Here is a 14,665-nt window from a genome sequence, read left to right as displayed (position 1 = left end):
GTCATCATGATTACATCATCATATTCAGATACAGCCGGACAAGCGCCGGAACAGATCGCGATTCAGACAGAAACAGAACAGATCAACTATCAAACTTGGAACAGGCTAGTAAACCAAACCGCAAACTGGCTTGGCAGCCTTTCAGATAAGCCGGAAAACATTGCAATATTACTGCCGAACGGCATCCCATTTTTACAACTTTTCGCAGGGGCGGCGCATGCCGGCTGCACGGCGGTTCCGTTAGATCCCCGCTCGGCGGCGGCGGAACTCGCGGACCAGCTGCACATCAGCAAAACCGATCTCGTCATCTGTGACCGCCGGCTGAGCGGCAGACTGGACGGCGTCAAAACGCCTGTCATCCTGTGGGATGAATGCAGGCCTTTGATCGAGGCGGAAAAAGCGGAAGGCGCTTTTATCAAAAACGCCGGCCTGCCCTTTTATACCGGATTCACCTCGGGATCGACCGGTAAGCCGAAAGCCTTCACCCGCTCTCACCGTTCGTGGCTGGAGAGCTTTTCTTGTACGAAACGTGAATTCGGCATTTCCCCTGATGACAAAGTGCTGGTGCCGGGCACGCTGCGCTCATCACACTTTTTATACGGCGCTGTCAGCACTTTGTTTATCGGCGGAACCGTCCTCCTTCAAAGAAAATTCAATCCGGCCGGAATGAAAGACCGGCTCAGACAAGCTGACGTTCTATATACCGTTCCGACAATGACGGACGCCCTGCTCTCACTAGAGGCGTTTCCGGATACACCGCTCAAGGTGATTTCTTCCGGTGCAGACTGGCCCGCTTCGTCTAAACAAGCGCTGTCAGAGCGCTATCCCCATTTGCGGTTGTATGATTTTTACGGAACGTCTGAGCTGAGTTTCGTGGCGTTCTTATCGCCTGAAGACAGCGCCCGAAAGCCTGACGCGGCGGGCCGTCCGTTTGAAAATGTTACAATCGAAATCCGCCGGCCCGGCGGGGAACGCTGCATGCCGGGCGAAACGGGGAAGATTTTTGTGAACAGCCCGATGAAATTTTCCGGATACATCAACGGCGCAAAGCCTGATGATTCCGGCTGGATGACGGTTGATGACATGGGATATATCGATCATGAAGGCTATCTTTATATCGAAGGACGTGAAAACGGGATGATCGTATCAGGCGGCCTGAATGTATTCCCGGAAGAGATAGAACGTGTGCTCAACCGCTGTCCGGGCGTCAGAAAAGCGGCCGTCATCGGCATTCCTGATGATTATTGGGGCAGCATCGCCGTTGCGGTGATCGACGGACATGCAAATGTAAAGGAACTGAAGAAACAGTGCCGCGAGCAGCTGGCGGCATATAAAATCCCGAAAAAATGGCTGTTTTCAGAAATACCGGAAACAGCCGGCGGAAAGATCGCCCGTGCCGCCGTACAAAAGCAGGCAAAGGACATGATGGAATGGAAGCTGTAATTACGGATGCGAAACGGACGATTTTCGCCCGGGAAAACGGCCTGTTAAAAGACTGTCTCCCCGAAGATTTGGCAGCTCCGCTGATCCGACATTTGAGCCGGAACATGCCCGAAGACATTGATGAAGTCCTGATCGGAAACGCGACGGGCCGCGGCGGGAACCTCGCCCGGCTGTCAGCCTTGGCCGCCGGGCTTCCTTTGAGCGTGTCCGGTACGGCCATCGACAGGCAGTGCGGTTCCGGATTGGACGCCGTGAGAATCGCGTGCCACTTTGTTAAAGCCGGCGCGGGGAGCACATACATCGCGGGAGGAGCGGAGAGCAGCAGCCGTTCCCCTTTCTCATCCCGGGCGCGCTTTTCTCCTGAACACATCGGCGATCCTGATATGGGCATAGCGGCCGAGTATACGGCACAGGCTTACGGCGTAACGAGAAAGATGCAGGACGAATATGCCCTTCTCAGCTATGAACGGAGCGTCAAAGCGCACGAAGACGGCTTGTACCGCCGGGAAATTCTCCCCTGTCACGGATTCGCCGCTGACGAAAACATGCTGAAAAAGCGGAACATGGAGCCTCTCATCGCCCGCGCCAAACCCGTCTTTCAGTCCGGAGGCTCTGTCACCGCGGCCAACAGCTGCGGAATTTCTGACGGGGCGGCTGCAGTTTGTGTGATGGAAGAACAAAAAGCGCGGTCTCTCGGTTTAAAGCCGGGATTGCGTTTTATCGGAAGCGCGGTAAGCGGCGTCCATCCGCATTATCCGTCAGCAGCTCCGGTTTATGCCGTCAAAAAGCTTTTGAAGGAACGGGACCTGTCACCGGATGATATTGATATATACGAAATCAACGAGGCGTTTGCCGTCAAAATATGCGTTTTTTCACAGCAGCTTCAAGTGCCGTATTCTAAAATAAATGTCCGGGGCGGCGCTCTGGCCGTCGGGCATCCGTACGGGGCTTCCGGGGCGGCGCTTATCACCCGGCTTTTTTATGAAGCAAAAAGACGCCCGGATGCCCGCTACGCAGCAGCAGCGATCGGCAGCGGAGGCGGAGTCGGACTGGCGCTTCTCTTTGAAGTGTTAACGTAACGGCAGTATAATAGATGATATCGATAAAAAATGATCGGAGTGGAGACTTTATGACTGCCGTTTGTTTAGTAAGACATGGAGAGACTGATTGGAATGCCCAAAAGAAGCTTCAAGGCAAATCGGATATTCCGTTAAATGCGACGGGAGAGCGTCAGGCGAAAGAAACAGGAGAGTACTTAAAGGGGTCCGAATGGGATGTCATCGTCTCGAGCCCGATGAAACGGGCCAGAAAAACGGCTGACATTATTAACGGGTTTTTGAATCTTCCCATTGTCGTCATGGAAGATTTCAGAGAACGGAGCTACGGTGATGCGGAAGGAATGTCTTTACCGGAACGGTCGAAGCGCTACCCGGATAAAAACTATCCGAATATGGAGACCGCAGAAGAGCTGACAGACAGAATGCTTGCCGGTTTAGTGAAAGTTCAGGAGCGGTTTCCTGAGCAAAAAGTACTGATCGTCGCTCACGGCGCAGCCATTCACGCCCTCTTGTCCGCTATTTCTGACGGTGATACCGGCATACAAAACGCAAAGCTTGTCAATGCGTGCCTGAGCAATATCGAACGAATTGAAAATAAGTGGCGCGTCAAAGATTACAATGTAAGCAGCCACCTATCAGAATCATAACAAAAAGGCCCGAATTCAGTTTTGGGCCTTTTTGGCGAGCATTTTTTTCTCCAGATCATGTAATATGGCGTCCGCACCGTCAATGCTCCGGCGCTCCGTCCATGCCGCCCTGTCCGCGCGGTAAACGTGGCCGTTTTTTACGGCAGTCAGCTGTTTCCAGAGGTGATTTTTTTCGAGTTCTTTCTCACCGTCCAGCAGTACGATGTAATCAGGATCGATATGCAAAAGCTGCCCGGGCGTCATTTTGATAGCGTCTGATTTCCCGCCGGAATCTGTCTGGACCGCATATGTAAACCCTGCTAGCGTCAAAAGCCGGGACGTAAAAAACTGATCATCCTTTACGGAAATGCTGCCATTTGCAGCGTCAATTAATAAAATCGTGCCGCCTTCTGCATCCAGCTTTCTTTTGATGTCATTCAGCTTTTCTTCCTGAGCCGACAATTGTTTCTCTATGATGCCCTCTTTACCGACCGCCTTTTCAATGGTAAGGGCAGCATCAACCGCATCCTGATAATCCGCAGCTTCATTTTTTAAAGCGATTGTCGGAGCGATCTTTGTCAGTTTTCGGTATATCCCCCTGTGCAGGCTTGAGTCTGCAATGATGAGATCGGGTTTTAACGAAGTGATCTTTTTCAAATCGGGATGTGACGGGGGCCCGACGGACAGACTGCCGTCGTTTCGCTCTTTCCGGTTATCCGCCGCGGCCGCCGGCTTTATGCCGAGATCATGGAGGGTGTCAATAAAGCCCTCATTCAATACGGCGATGCGATGCGGGTGCGCAGCCACATGCGCCGTCCCCAGATCGTGCCTGACGGCGGTTTCATGTTCCTGTTCTGAGCATGCCGTTATGAAGAGAACGGATAAGATCATCAGCATACTGAAAATTGGTTTCATCTGTTCCCCCTCTTTCGTTTTTCCGCAATTATATCATTGACAATATAAGTATCAATGATATTCAATATCATTATTTTCATAAAATGGTTTCACAGCTTTCTCCGTCAAGAAAGCCAAAGACTGATTCATGCCGGCCGCTTTATTTCATTCCGCTTTCGATTCCATCAGACTTCTGCATTCAACAAAAGGTGACATTTATCCTGTTTTTGCCGCAGCTTCCAAAAATGGAATCAAACCGTTCGACCCAGTAAACAAGAGAGCGATTGCGGCTGTGTACAAATACTCATGTCCTTCCATCGGTTTTTTCCATTAAAATTTAAATATTTCGGGTTCCTATTAAACGAAAGAGAGATGATATACCTAAATAGAAATAAAACAAACTGAAAAAAATTGGGTCTACTAAAATATTATTCCATACTATACAATTAATCCACAGAATAATCTGTCTATTGGTTATTCTGCAAATGAAAAAAGGAGTGGATAAAGAGTGAGAGGCAAAAAGGTATGGATCAGTTTGCTGTTTGCTTTAGCGTTAATCTTTACGATGGCGTTCGGCAGCACGACTTCTGCCCAGGCTGCAGGGAAATCAAACGGGGAAAAGAAATATATTGTCGGATTTAAGCAGACAATGAGCACGATGAGCGCCGCCAAGAAAAAAGATGTCATTTCTGAAAAAGGCGGGAAAGTGCAAAAGCAATTCAAATATGTAGACGCAGCTTCAGCTACATTAAATGAAAAAGCTGTAAAAGAGCTGAAAAAAGACCCTAGCGTCGCTTACGTTGAAGAAGATCACGTTGCACAAGCGTACGCGCAGTCCGTGCCTTACGGCGTATCACAGATTAAAGCCCCTGCTCTGCACTCTCAAGGCTTCACCGGATCAAATGTTAAAGTAGCGGTTATCGACAGCGGTATCGATTCTTCTCATCCTGATTTAAAGGTAGCAGGCGGAGCCAGCATGGTTCCTTCTGAAACAAATCCTTTCCAAGACAACAACTCTCACGGAACTCATGTTGCCGGTACAGTTGCGGCTCTTAATAACTCAGTCGGTGTATTAGGCGTTGCGCCAAGCGCATCTCTTTACGCTGTAAAAGTTCTCGGCGCTGACGGTTCCGGCCAGTACAGCTGGATCATTAACGGAATTGAGTGGGCGATCGCAAACAATATGGACGTTATTAACATGAGCCTCGGCGGACCTTCTGGTTCTGCAGCGTTAAAAGCGGCAGTTGACAAAGCCGTTGCTTCCGGCGTCGTAGTGGTTGCGGCAGCCGGTAACGAAGGCACTTCCGGCGGCTCAAGCACAGTGGGCTACCCTGGTAAATACCCTTCTGTCATTGCGGTAGGCGCTGTTAACAGCAGCAACCAAAGAGCATCTTTCTCAAGCGTAGGTTCTGAGCTTGATGTCATGGCACCAGGCGTCTCTATCCAAAGCACGCTTCCTGGAAACAAATACGGCGCGTACAATGGTACGTCAATGGCATCTCCGCACGTTGCCGGAGCGGCTGCTTTGATTCTTTCTAAGCACCCGAACTGGACAAACACTCAAGTCCGCAGCAGTTTAGAAAACACCACTACAAAACTTGGTGATGCTTTCTACTACGGAAAAGGGCTGATCAACGTACAGGCGGCAGCTCAGTAAAACATAAAAAACCGGCGTCGGGCATGGCCCCGCCGGTTTTTTTATTATTTTTCTTCCTCCGCATGTTCAATCCGCTCCATGATCGACGGGTGGCTCCCTCTGAAAATTTTGACGAGAAACGGCGGGTTGACCCGGCTCAGTCCCGTATCGGCCAAGTCCTGAAACGTCTCAATCGCCGCTTCCCGGTTTCCGGTCAGCTCGATGCCGTAACGGTCGGCGGCGTTTTCCTGATACCGGGAGACGGCATTCGTAATCGGATCAGAAGCAAAACTGAGAACAGATAAGAGCAGCAATAACAGCGGGAGGGCGGCCAGATCTTCAGGCCCCTTTATATGAAGCATTCGGCCGAAGAATTTGGACAGCCGCTTATAAAGCTTGTCAATGATATAGAACCCGGCTAATGACAGCAGCAAATACCCGGCCAGTCCGATGTACACGTGCTTCATCACATAGTGCCCCATCTCATGCCCCATAATGAACAAAATTTCCCGATCCTTCAGTTTGTTAAGCGTCGTATCCCACAAAACGATCCGCTTATTCGAACCGATGCCCGTCACATACGCATTCAGCGCATTCGTTTTCTCCGACATATTCACTTCATACACATGGCTGGCCGGAATGTCCGCCTTGTCGGCAAGCGACAAAATTTTGCTTTCCAGCTCCTTGTCTTTCAGCGGATAGAAATCATTGTATAAAGGATCAATCACGACCGGCTGCAGGAAAAACAAAAACAGGGTAAACGGCACAGTAAGACACCAAGCGTAAAACCACCATTTTTTTGTATGCTTTGTGATCAGCCAGTAAAACACAAGCACACACACGGCAAACAGCGGAAAACTGATCCAGAAATCAATGACATGGTCTCTTATCCAGCTTGCTGCTGTCTGCGTCGAAATATGATACGCAAGCGAAACCCGATATCCGATCCACTCTAGCGGAAGCGAAGCCGCCGTAACGATGAGTGAAATCACAAATACGAAGCTTACGATTTGCAGCACCCGAAAGCGCACCGCTGCTTCCAGCCAATACTTTATTTTTTTGGCAAGCCCCGTAATGAGCAGCAGAAAAAATAAAAACCAATCTAACGGCGCTCCGATGAAAAATAAAAAATCCTTTACATTTGAAAAGTTTTCAGCGGCTGCCAGGCGGCCCGGCTCCATAAACGAGGACGGATCGGCTTTCGTTCCCTTTACGGCCTCCGGGACGGCGGAGTCTCCTGTCATAAAGAAATACCAATAGAAAAAAAGGCCATACAGCACATAGGCAAGTCCCGCTGCCGCTATCCATTTGCGCATGGAAGTCTCCCTCCTTAGCCTTATGACTTACTCCTATTGTAAGCATAAATGCAAATAAATAGAACCAAGCCTCCGAAACGGATGTTAATCTTTTCACAACAGAAAAGAATGGAACAACAGGAAGCGGGAAAGACTAAAAGACGGAGTGATGAATATGAAAAAAATAATCGCGTTTATTGTAGTAATCGCCCTTTTGGTTATTGCTTTCTTCTATGTATACAGCCGGACCGGCGATGTGTTTCCATCAAGCAACGCAGATCTGATTATTCTGTCAGAGCACGGAAAAAAAGAAATCAAAATTAAAGACAGGCAGAATGTAAAAGATATGCTCGATATCTTGAACCAAGGAAAACAAGTCAAACTGACCAAAAGCGTGTCTCCCGATTACGACGGAACGGTCAAATACCATGAAGACCGTTTTGATTCATTCAGCATGTGGCTCGAAAGCGGCAATTATATAATGTACAAGCATAAAAACACGTATTACAAACTGACCCGGCATGATACGAAGCTTGTGCAAAGCATCATCAAGGAAGAATCGCAGAGCTGACCGGATCAGCATGTAAAAGCGAAGCCCCCGGCTTCGCTTTTCGTCCGTCATTTCGGAAGCATGTCCCGGACCGCCCGTCTCAGCAGTTTCCCGGTCGCGTTCTTCGGAATCTCATCAAGAAAAACCACTTCCGCCGGCCGCTTATATTTTGCCAAATGTGTTTCACAGTAATCAAAAACCGCATGCTCTGTCAGCTCACCGTCCCCAGGCACTATATAAGCATGCACCGCTTCCCCCGTTTTGGCGTCAGGAACGCCGATGACCACGGCTTCTTTAATGCCCTCATGGCTGTAGAGCACTTCTTCTACTTCGCGCGGATAGACGTTGTATCCGCCGACGAGAATCATATCTTTTTTTCTGTCGACGATATAAAAATAACCGTCTTCGTCGCGCTTCGCCAAATCACCCGTGTACAGCCAGCCGTCTTTCAGCGCGTGCTCCGTCTCCTCGGGCATCTTGTAATAGCCTTTCATCACATTCGGCCCTTTCACGATCAATTCTCCCACTTGATGGTCGGGCAATTCGCGTCCGAGCGTATCGACGACTTTATTTTCGACATGTAAAATATTCGTCCCGATCGAGCCGGGCTTTCTCCCCCGGTCAAACGGATTAAAACAAGTAACCGGAGACGCTTCAGAAAGTCCGTACCCCTCCAGAATGGTGACGTCAAAGGTTTGTTCAAACGTCTGCAACAGAGCGACCGGCATGGAGGCCCCGCCTGAAATGCACAGTCTGACGGACGCAAAATCCTCCGCCTTGCCGTGCTCGTATTGATACAGATAGTTATACATCGTCGGAACGCCGGCAAAAATGGTTGCCTGTCGGCTTTTAATCAGTTTAAACACAGAAGCCGGACTGAATTGCGGCTCGATTAAGACACACGCTCCGCTCATCAGAGGCGCATTCATACAAACGGTTAAACAAAAAACGTGAAACATCGGCAATGCCGCCACAATTTTGTCTTTCTCATTCATTCCTAAGTATCCGGCGACATCATTTGCATTGGAGAAAAGATTCTGATGGGTGAGCATGGCGCCTTTCGGTTTTCCGGTCGTCCCTGAGGTGTATAAAATGACGGCAGTATCGTCTTTGGACAATGTCGGATAAGTTCTGCTGCGCTCCGCCGGGCGCAACATTTTTGTAAACGTTGTCATTTTTAAGCGCAATTGAGGGTCTTCTGTCGATGGAGCGTTCTCTGCTGTCTGGCTGATAATGATATGCTCCAGCAGCGGCAGCGAGCCGTGCAGGCTTTCAAATACGGGAATTAATAGGTCGATGCCGGCGATCGCTTTGACATCGCCGTTTTTCAGCATGTATGCGATTTCTGAAGGTGTGTATGCCGGATTAACAGGTATGACGACAATTCCCGCTTTTAACGCGCCGAAAAACGCAATAACAAAGTCAGGCGTATTTCCGAGCAGCAGCGCGAGATGATCCCCTTTTTTCAGTCCCCTGTCCTCCAAGCCGTTTGCAAATGCTTTGATTTTACCTGCCAGCTCCTCATACGTCATGTACTGATCTTGAAACAGACAAGCTGGTTTTTCCGGTTTCTGCGATGCCGTTTCTTCCAATTTGGAAACCAGATTCATTTTCCCACCCCTTTAAAAATGTAATGAATGAATAGTCATTCATTTCTCCGGAATAAACGTTCACTTTTATTATAGAAAAATATAGAAAAACACTCAAGGGCAAAAAGCCCCGAGTGCCTGAAAACCGGAAACTATAATTGTTTCAGCGCTTCACTGACCGGCGTGCCGCCTGCTGTCAGATCGAACGCTTTTTCATACGTATTCGGTTCATCAAGGGATGCGATAACGGTCTTGGCGACATCGTCTCTTGAAATGGAGCCTCTTTCTAAATCGGCTGCGGCTTTGATATTTCCCGTGCCGGGATCATTTAATAACCCGCCCGGCCGGATAATCGTATACGTCAGACCGCTCGCTTCAAGAATTTTATCCGCATAATGCTTTGCGGCATAATACGGCTTCAGCGCTTCATTCCAATTGTCGCGGTTATGAGCCTGAAGGGCGCTTACCATAATGAACCGCTTGATGCCGGCTTTCTTTGCCGCTTCTATCGCTTTCGCCGCTCCGTCAAGATCAATCAAAAGCGTCTTATCGTATCCGGTGCTTCCTCCTGATCCGGCGGTAAATACAATCGCGTCACAGCCTTCAGCGGCTTTCGCGATGTCTTCCGTGCTTCCTTCCAAATCTGCAAGAACGGCTTCTGTTCCCGCGGCTTGAAGCGCTTCTTTCTGCTCTTCTTTCCGGACCATCGCCCGCAGCGTATGCGTGCCGTCTTTTTGAAACAGCCCGGTCAGACGCTGTCCGATCTGTCCGTTTGCTCCGATGAGAAATACTTTCATCATGATCCCTCCCCATTCATTATGGTTCTATCATTTCACAAAAACGGGCGCTGATTCAAATCATGCGTTCGGCAAATGTTCTAATAAATCAGCTCGAGGAAATCTTCCAGCTCTATTTTGCCGAAATACTGTTTCAGATCGATTCCGGCCAGCGCCTCCCTGATAGCGGTTCTGTCATACTGTTTTCCGGTCAGCGCCTGTTCGACTTCACTCACATCTTTCGCACCGAAGAAATCACCGAAAATTTTGCAGTCCTGAATGATTCCTTTTTTCACTTCAAGACGCAGATCAATCGATCCGACCGGATAACGTTTCGAATGCTGAAGGTTGAATGCGGGCGACCTGCCGAAATTCCAGTCCCAGTTTTGATAGCGCTCTTCGGAAATCTTCCGGATCGCTTTCCAGTCTTCATCGGTCAGTTTATATTCCGGCACTTCGGAGAGATCATTTGTATTAAAAATATGGTGAAGCAGATGCTTTTTGAATTCGTCCGCCGTCATTTTGTCATCAAGAAACTCGCTGATATTGGCGACACGGCTTCTGATTGACTTAATGCCTTTTGATTCGATTTTGTCTTTTTTCACTTTTAAGGCTGACACGACATGATCAATGGCGGAATCCAGCATTAATGTTCCGTGGCTGAAAATACGCCCTTTCGTCGAAAATTGAGCGTTGCCGGAAATTTTTCTGCCGTCCGCGACGATGTCGTTTCGGCCGCTTAATTCAGCTTCCACACCGAGCTGGCGCAGCGCCTGAATAACGGGTTCGGTGAATTTTTTAAAATTGTGGAAGCTGTCGCCGTCATCCTTGGTGATAAAACTGAAATTCAGATTCCCGAGGTCATGGTAAACCGCGCCGCCTCCTGACAGCCTGCGGACGACGATGATTCCGTTATCTTCTACGTATTTCGTATTGATTTCTTCTATTGTGTTTTGGTTCTTCCCGATGATAATCGACGGCTGATTGACATAAAACAGCAGGTATGTCTGTTCAGGGTCGAGATGCTTCACGCAATATTCCTCGATCGCGAGGTTGATCCTCGGGTCGGTTATGTTTTGGTTGTCGATAAATAACATGGTGCTCCTCCTTTATTTCTCCCACTTCAATCCGGAAGCGGCGATTGTCACTTCGCCCCCGAACACGGATTCCGCTTCTTCTTTCAGCTTCCGGTGCTCGCCGAAATGAGGCAGATGTGTGAGAATCAGCTCCCCCGCTCCGGCCTCCTCCGCGATACGTCCGGCTTCCAAACTGTTCATATGGCCGGCTGACGTGCCGTCCTGGTCCGCGTAAAAATTGCACTCGCAGATCAGCAGATCGGCATTTTCCGCAAACGGGATAAACGCGTCCTGGTAGCTTGAATCAGCCGTATACACAACAGAAGCTGAACCGTCAGTAATCCGCATCGCATAACAAGTGACCGGATGCACCGTTTTCAGGAAGGTAATGGTGAACGGCCCGGCAGAAAGCGGGCGGTCCGGCTGATAGGCCACTCCTTTTGTATGCGTTTTATATGTAAGACGCTCAAACTGTTCTATATCAGCATCATGCCCGTAAATCGGCAGTGCATGCGTCCCTTTTCCGAGAAAGGAGCCGACCTGTTTGGCGAATTGAAGCGGCCCGATATCAGCGATATGATCATGGTGATAATGGGACAAAATGACGGCATCAAGCTCTTCTGCCGGAACATAGGCAAACAGCTTTGATAATACGGCGCTTCCGCAATCGACGAGCAGAGAATAGCCGCCGGACTGAAACAGATAGCCTGAAGTTGCTTCGTTTGCGGCCGGAAACCCGCCGCAGCATCCAATAACTGTAACTTTCATATGACCCTCCGAATGTTTATGATAAAAAGATCCTTTCCTCCAATATACCTATTTTTCGTACAAATTGCATGTTTTAAACATTGTGCCAAAACAGCCGTTGATTTTCCGAAACTGTTATAATACAATGTAGAGACAAAACAATGAAAGAGGGATGGGTATGTTGGAAAAGATGTCGGATTTTTTCAGAAATTTACCCGGTAAGAAATGCGAAGAATGCGGAAATGAGATTGTTGAGCAGTATGAGTGTCATATTAATTTGTGCAATGACTGCTTGAAAATTAAGGATATGTGACAATAGGGCGCCGCACAATTCTAAGTTGTGCGGCGCCCGTTTTTTTCGGCCGTCATCATACTTTCTGAATAGGGAGTTATTCACCATTATTAGCAATTATCTGTACGTTTTAAAAGATTCAGTATTTTCAATCTATATTTTTCTATAGACGGATTGTTTTCTTTTCTATTATAATTTGTTCTAATAGCTATCTTTTTAGATACTTATTGCACTTTTTTCTTCGGGAGGTAATCTATGAAAAAATTACGCTTTGGACTAGCGACGCAAATTTTCGTCGGACTCATACTAGGGGTTGTAGTCGGTGTCATCTGGTACGGCAATCCTGCCATTCCAACATATTTACAGCCTATCGGCGATTTGTTTTTACGCTTAATCAAAATGATAGTGATTCCAATTGTCGTCTCCAGCTTAATCATCGGCGTTGCCGGCGCGGGAAGCGGAAAACAAGTCGGAAAATTAGGCTTCAGAACGATTTTGTATTTTGAGATCATTACCACTTTTGCCATTATTCTCGGGCTGGCTTTGGCGAATCTTTTTCAGCCGGGAGCAGGCGTTAATATACATGAAGCTCAAAAAACAGATATCAGTCAATATGTTGAAACAGAAAAAGAACAAAGCGGTAAATCCGTTGCGGACACATTCCTGCATATCGTACCGACAAACTTCTTCCAATCATTAGCCGAAGGAGATCTGCTTGCCATCATCTGCTTTACCGTGCTGTTTGCACTCGGCATCTCGGCAATCGGTGAAAAAGGAAAGCCCGTATTAGCCTTCTTTGAAGGTGTTTCTCATGCGATGTTCCATGTTGTGAACCTCGTCATGAAAGTTGCGCCGTTTGGTGTTTTTGCGTTGATTGGTGTTACCGTTTCCAAATTTGGGCTCAGTTCCCTGCTTTCACTCGGTAAACTGGTCGGTTTAGTATACGTAGCTTTGGCTTTCTTTCTCATTGTTGTATTCGGAATCGTCGGAAAGCTTGCCGGTTTAAACATTTTCAAATTCCTCGCCTATATGAAGGATGAAATTTTATTGGCGTTCAGTACGTCAAGCTCCGAAACCGTACTCCCCCGCATCATGGAGAAGATGGAGAAAATCGGCTGTCCGAAAGGTATTGTTTCCTTTGTTGTGCCGATCGGATATACCTTTAACTTAGACGGATCTGTGCTGTACCAATCAATCGCCGCTTTATTCCTCGCTCAGGTATACCACATTGACTTGACCATTTGGCAGCAGATTACCCTTGTGCTTGTCTTGATGGTCACTTCCAAAGGAATGGCTGCCGTGCCCGGGACTTCTTTCGTCGTCCTGCTTGCGACACTCGGCACAATCGGCGTTCCTGCAGAAGGCCTTGCATTCATCGCCGGTGTTGACCGGATTATGGACATGGCCCGAACGGTCGTCAATCTGACCGGAAACGCGCTGGCATCCGTGGTGATGTCAAAATGGGAAGGCCAGTATGATCCCGTTAAAGGCGCGAAGGTCATGAGCCTCGCCAAAACAGAACAAAACACAACCATCTCAGGTTAAAATGAAAACCCTGCACGGAATGATTTCCGCGCAGGGTTTTTTTATGCCATCGGCGATAGAACGTACCGGTGCAAAAGCTTCGCCGTATTAAGAAGCGATAATTCATGCGTGCGTTCAAAAGCGTGTGAAGCGTCAATTCCCGGTCCGATCAGCCCGTGGACGATGTCATGGCCCGAACGGATGGCTGCTGAGGCATCAGAACCGTAATACGGATAAATATCAAGCTGATAATCAATGCCATAGCGCTCCGCAAGCCCGGCCAGATGTTTTCTGAGCTGATAATGGTACGGGCCGCTCGCATCCTTCACACAAATGGAGACGGTATATTCATCCGTAGACTGGCCGTCGCCGATCGCTCCCATATCAACAGCCAAGTATTCGACGGTCTCAGGAGGAATGTTGGAATTGCCGCCGTAGCCGATTTCTTCATTATTAGAAATCAGAAAATGCGTCGTATACGGAAGTTCGATTTTCTCTTCCGTGATGCGGCGGATTAAATTCAAGAGCAGAGCCACGCTCGCTTTGTCATCAAGATGACGGGACTTAATAAAGCCGCTCGGCGTAATCTGCACACGCGGGTCAAATGAGATGAAATCGCCGACCCTGATGCCGAGATCGGACGTCTCTTCCTTCGTCCGGACAGGTTCATCAAGGCGGACTTCCATATTCTCCTGATTCCGCTCTGCCTTGCCGGCGTCCTTGTAGACGTGCACTGAAGTCTGATGCATTAAGATGGTGCCTGTATAGGTTTTGCCGGAAGAAGTTTGGATCTCGCAATATTCCCCTTCAATCGAGTGATATCGGAAGCCGCCGATCAAGTCAATCTTCAGCCGGCCGTCCGCCTTTATTTCCTTTACCATCGCGCCGAGCGTATCGACATGCGCCGTCAGCAATCTGTGTTTCTTGTCATCACGGCCGGGAATTGTGACAAAAAGACCGCCTTTGCGGTTTCTGTAAGAGGAGACGCCCCAGTCTTTTAAAAGGCTTTCTGTATAGGCGATAACCTCGTATGTATTGCCCGTCGGACTCGGAATCGACACCAGTTCTTTAATCAGTTCCATCGTATGTTTCATATTTGCCACAGGTCATTCCTCCTATCAATTTTATTCTTCTTAAAATATACTCTTTTGATCCATAA

14 protein-coding genes are annotated in these 14,665 nt (G+C 48.5%); 7 read left to right on the top strand and 7 right to left on the bottom strand.

The features are described 5' to 3' along the window. Positions 1–6: 6 nt before the first annotated feature. Genes VP472_RS05190 through VP472_RS05180 form a run of 3 tightly spaced genes read left to right on the top strand, consistent with a single transcriptional unit; the run spans position 7 to position 3,148 of the window. On the top strand, positions 7–1,443 hold the full coding sequence (locus tag VP472_RS05190) for an acyl-CoA synthetase (RefSeq protein WP_070081592.1): 1,437 nt from the start codon (positions 7–9) through the stop codon (positions 1,441–1,443). Next, a complete protein-coding gene (locus tag VP472_RS05185; RefSeq protein WP_070081591.1) occupies positions 1,431–2,522 on the top strand; it encodes an acetyl-CoA C-acyltransferase in 1,092 nt (363 codons plus the stop codon). The genes VP472_RS05190 and VP472_RS05185 overlap by 13 nt, the downstream gene beginning before the upstream one ends. 50 nt (positions 2,523–2,572) lie before the next feature. After that, positions 2,573–3,148 carry a histidine phosphatase family protein gene (locus tag VP472_RS05180; RefSeq protein WP_007409196.1) on the top strand — a complete coding sequence of 192 codons (576 nt, stop codon included), beginning with the start codon at positions 2,573–2,575 and terminating at the stop codon, positions 3,146–3,148. A gap of 15 nt (positions 3,149–3,163) precedes the next feature. On the opposite strand, the gene VP472_RS05175 is transcribed toward VP472_RS05180, so the two are convergent. After that, positions 3,164–4,042, bottom strand: coding sequence for an ABC transporter substrate-binding protein (locus tag VP472_RS05175; protein ID WP_070081590.1), 879 nt, complete (start codon positions 4,040–4,042; stop codon positions 3,164–3,166). A 487-nt stretch (positions 4,043–4,529) separates the two neighbouring features. On the opposite strand from VP472_RS05175, the gene VP472_RS05170 reads away from it, so the two are divergent. Then, a complete protein-coding gene (locus VP472_RS05170; protein ID WP_077722018.1) occupies positions 4,530–5,678 on the top strand; it encodes a S8 family peptidase in 1,149 nt (382 codons plus the stop codon). A 44-nt stretch (positions 5,679–5,722) separates the two neighbouring features. Here VP472_RS05170 and VP472_RS05165 read toward each other — a convergent pair whose 3' ends face one another. Next, positions 5,723–6,973: a M48 family metallopeptidase gene (locus VP472_RS05165; RefSeq protein ID WP_146276459.1), complete on the bottom strand. Its 1,251-nt coding sequence runs from the start codon at positions 6,971–6,973 to the stop codon at positions 5,723–5,725. Positions 6,974–7,127: 154 nt separating this feature from the next. On the opposite strand from VP472_RS05165, the gene VP472_RS05160 reads away from it, so the two are divergent. Continuing rightward, on the top strand, positions 7,128–7,523 hold the full coding sequence (locus tag VP472_RS05160) for a YhfM domain-containing protein (protein ID WP_063174170.1): 396 nt from the start codon (positions 7,128–7,130) through the stop codon (positions 7,521–7,523). Positions 7,524–7,570: 47 nt separating this feature from the next. Here the strand turns inward: VP472_RS05160 and VP472_RS05155 are convergent, their stop codons facing one another. The 4 genes from VP472_RS05155 to VP472_RS05140 all read right to left on the bottom strand — a co-directional run bounded on the left by VP472_RS05155 (position 7,571) and on the right by VP472_RS05140 (position 11,711). After that, entirely contained in the window at positions 7,571–9,112 is a 1,542-nt protein-coding gene (locus VP472_RS05155) for a fatty acid--CoA ligase family protein (RefSeq protein WP_063174169.1), read from the bottom strand. A 131-nt stretch (positions 9,113–9,243) separates the two neighbouring features. Further along, positions 9,244–9,888: an SDR family oxidoreductase gene (locus VP472_RS05150; RefSeq protein WP_003155203.1), complete on the bottom strand. Its 645-nt coding sequence runs from the start codon at positions 9,886–9,888 to the stop codon at positions 9,244–9,246. 80 nt (positions 9,889–9,968) lie between these two features. Next, complete coding sequence (lplJ, locus tag VP472_RS05145; protein WP_003155205.1) at positions 9,969–10,964, bottom strand: lipoate--protein ligase; 996 nt, start codon at positions 10,962–10,964, stop codon at positions 9,969–9,971. A 12-nt stretch (positions 10,965–10,976) separates the two neighbouring features. Then, entirely contained in the window at positions 10,977–11,711 is a 735-nt protein-coding gene (locus VP472_RS05140) for an MBL fold metallo-hydrolase (RefSeq protein WP_014304736.1), read from the bottom strand. Positions 11,712–11,862: 151 nt separating this feature from the next. Between VP472_RS05140 and yhfH the strand changes: the two genes are divergently transcribed. Further along, positions 11,863–12,003, top strand: a complete 141-nt coding sequence (gene yhfH, locus VP472_RS05135) for a protein YhfH (protein WP_012117221.1) — start codon at positions 11,863–11,865, stop codon at positions 12,001–12,003. A gap of 234 nt (positions 12,004–12,237) precedes the next feature. Beyond that, a complete protein-coding gene (locus tag VP472_RS05130; protein WP_007610442.1) occupies positions 12,238–13,527 on the top strand; it encodes a glutamate/proton symporter GltT in 1,290 nt (429 codons plus the stop codon). A gap of 41 nt (positions 13,528–13,568) precedes the next feature. On the opposite strand, the gene VP472_RS05125 is transcribed toward VP472_RS05130, so the two are convergent. Then, positions 13,569–14,600: a M42 family metallopeptidase gene (locus VP472_RS05125; protein ID WP_246879675.1), complete on the bottom strand. Its 1,032-nt coding sequence runs from the start codon at positions 14,598–14,600 to the stop codon at positions 13,569–13,571. Positions 14,601–14,665: the final 65 nt, after the last annotated feature.

Source organism: Bacillus sp. MT(2024), from assembly GCF_036362845.1.
Taxonomy (GTDB): domain Bacteria; phylum Bacillota; class Bacilli; order Bacillales; family Bacillaceae; genus Bacillus; species Bacillus velezensis.
The sequence above is the reverse complement of the archived record's forward strand: the minus strand, read 5'-3'. Positions and strand labels throughout refer to the sequence as shown.

Bases quoted from the DNA above. Each gene is read 5' to 3' on its own strand.
- VP472_RS05190 (WP_070081592.1), top strand. From the start codon at position 7: ATGATTACATCATCATATTCAGATACAGCCGGACAAGCGCCGGAACAG.
- VP472_RS05185 (WP_070081591.1), top strand. From the start codon at position 1,431: ATGGAAGCTGTAATTACGGATGCGAAACGGACGATTTTCGCCCGGGAA.
- VP472_RS05180 (WP_007409196.1), top strand. From the start codon at position 2,573: ATGACTGCCGTTTGTTTAGTAAGACATGGAGAGACTGATTGGAATGCC.
- VP472_RS05175 (WP_070081590.1), bottom strand. From the start codon at position 4,042: ATGAAACCAATTTTCAGTATGCTGATGATCTTATCCGTTCTCTTCATA.
- VP472_RS05165 (WP_146276459.1), bottom strand. From the start codon at position 6,973: ATGCGCAAATGGATAGCGGCAGCGGGACTTGCCTATGTGCTGTATGGC.
- VP472_RS05160 (WP_063174170.1), top strand. From the start codon at position 7,128: ATGAAAAAAATAATCGCGTTTATTGTAGTAATCGCCCTTTTGGTTATT.
- VP472_RS05155 (WP_063174169.1), bottom strand. From the start codon at position 9,112: ATGAATCTGGTTTCCAAATTGGAAGAAACGGCATCGCAGAAACCGGAA.
- VP472_RS05150 (WP_003155203.1), bottom strand. From the start codon at position 9,888: ATGAAAGTATTTCTCATCGGAGCAAACGGACAGATCGGACAGCGTCTG.
- lplJ (WP_003155205.1), bottom strand. From the start codon at position 10,964: ATGTTATTTATCGACAACCAAAACATAACCGACCCGAGGATCAACCTC.
- VP472_RS05140 (WP_014304736.1), bottom strand. From the start codon at position 11,711: ATGAAAGTTACAGTTATTGGATGCTGCGGCGGGTTTCCGGCCGCAAAC.
- yhfH (WP_012117221.1), top strand. From the start codon at position 11,863: ATGGGTATGTTGGAAAAGATGTCGGATTTTTTCAGAAATTTACCCGGT.
- VP472_RS05130 (WP_007610442.1), top strand. From the start codon at position 12,238: ATGAAAAAATTACGCTTTGGACTAGCGACGCAAATTTTCGTCGGACTC.
- VP472_RS05125 (WP_246879675.1), bottom strand. From the start codon at position 14,600: ATGAAACATACGATGGAACTGATTAAAGAACTGGTGTCGATTCCGAGT.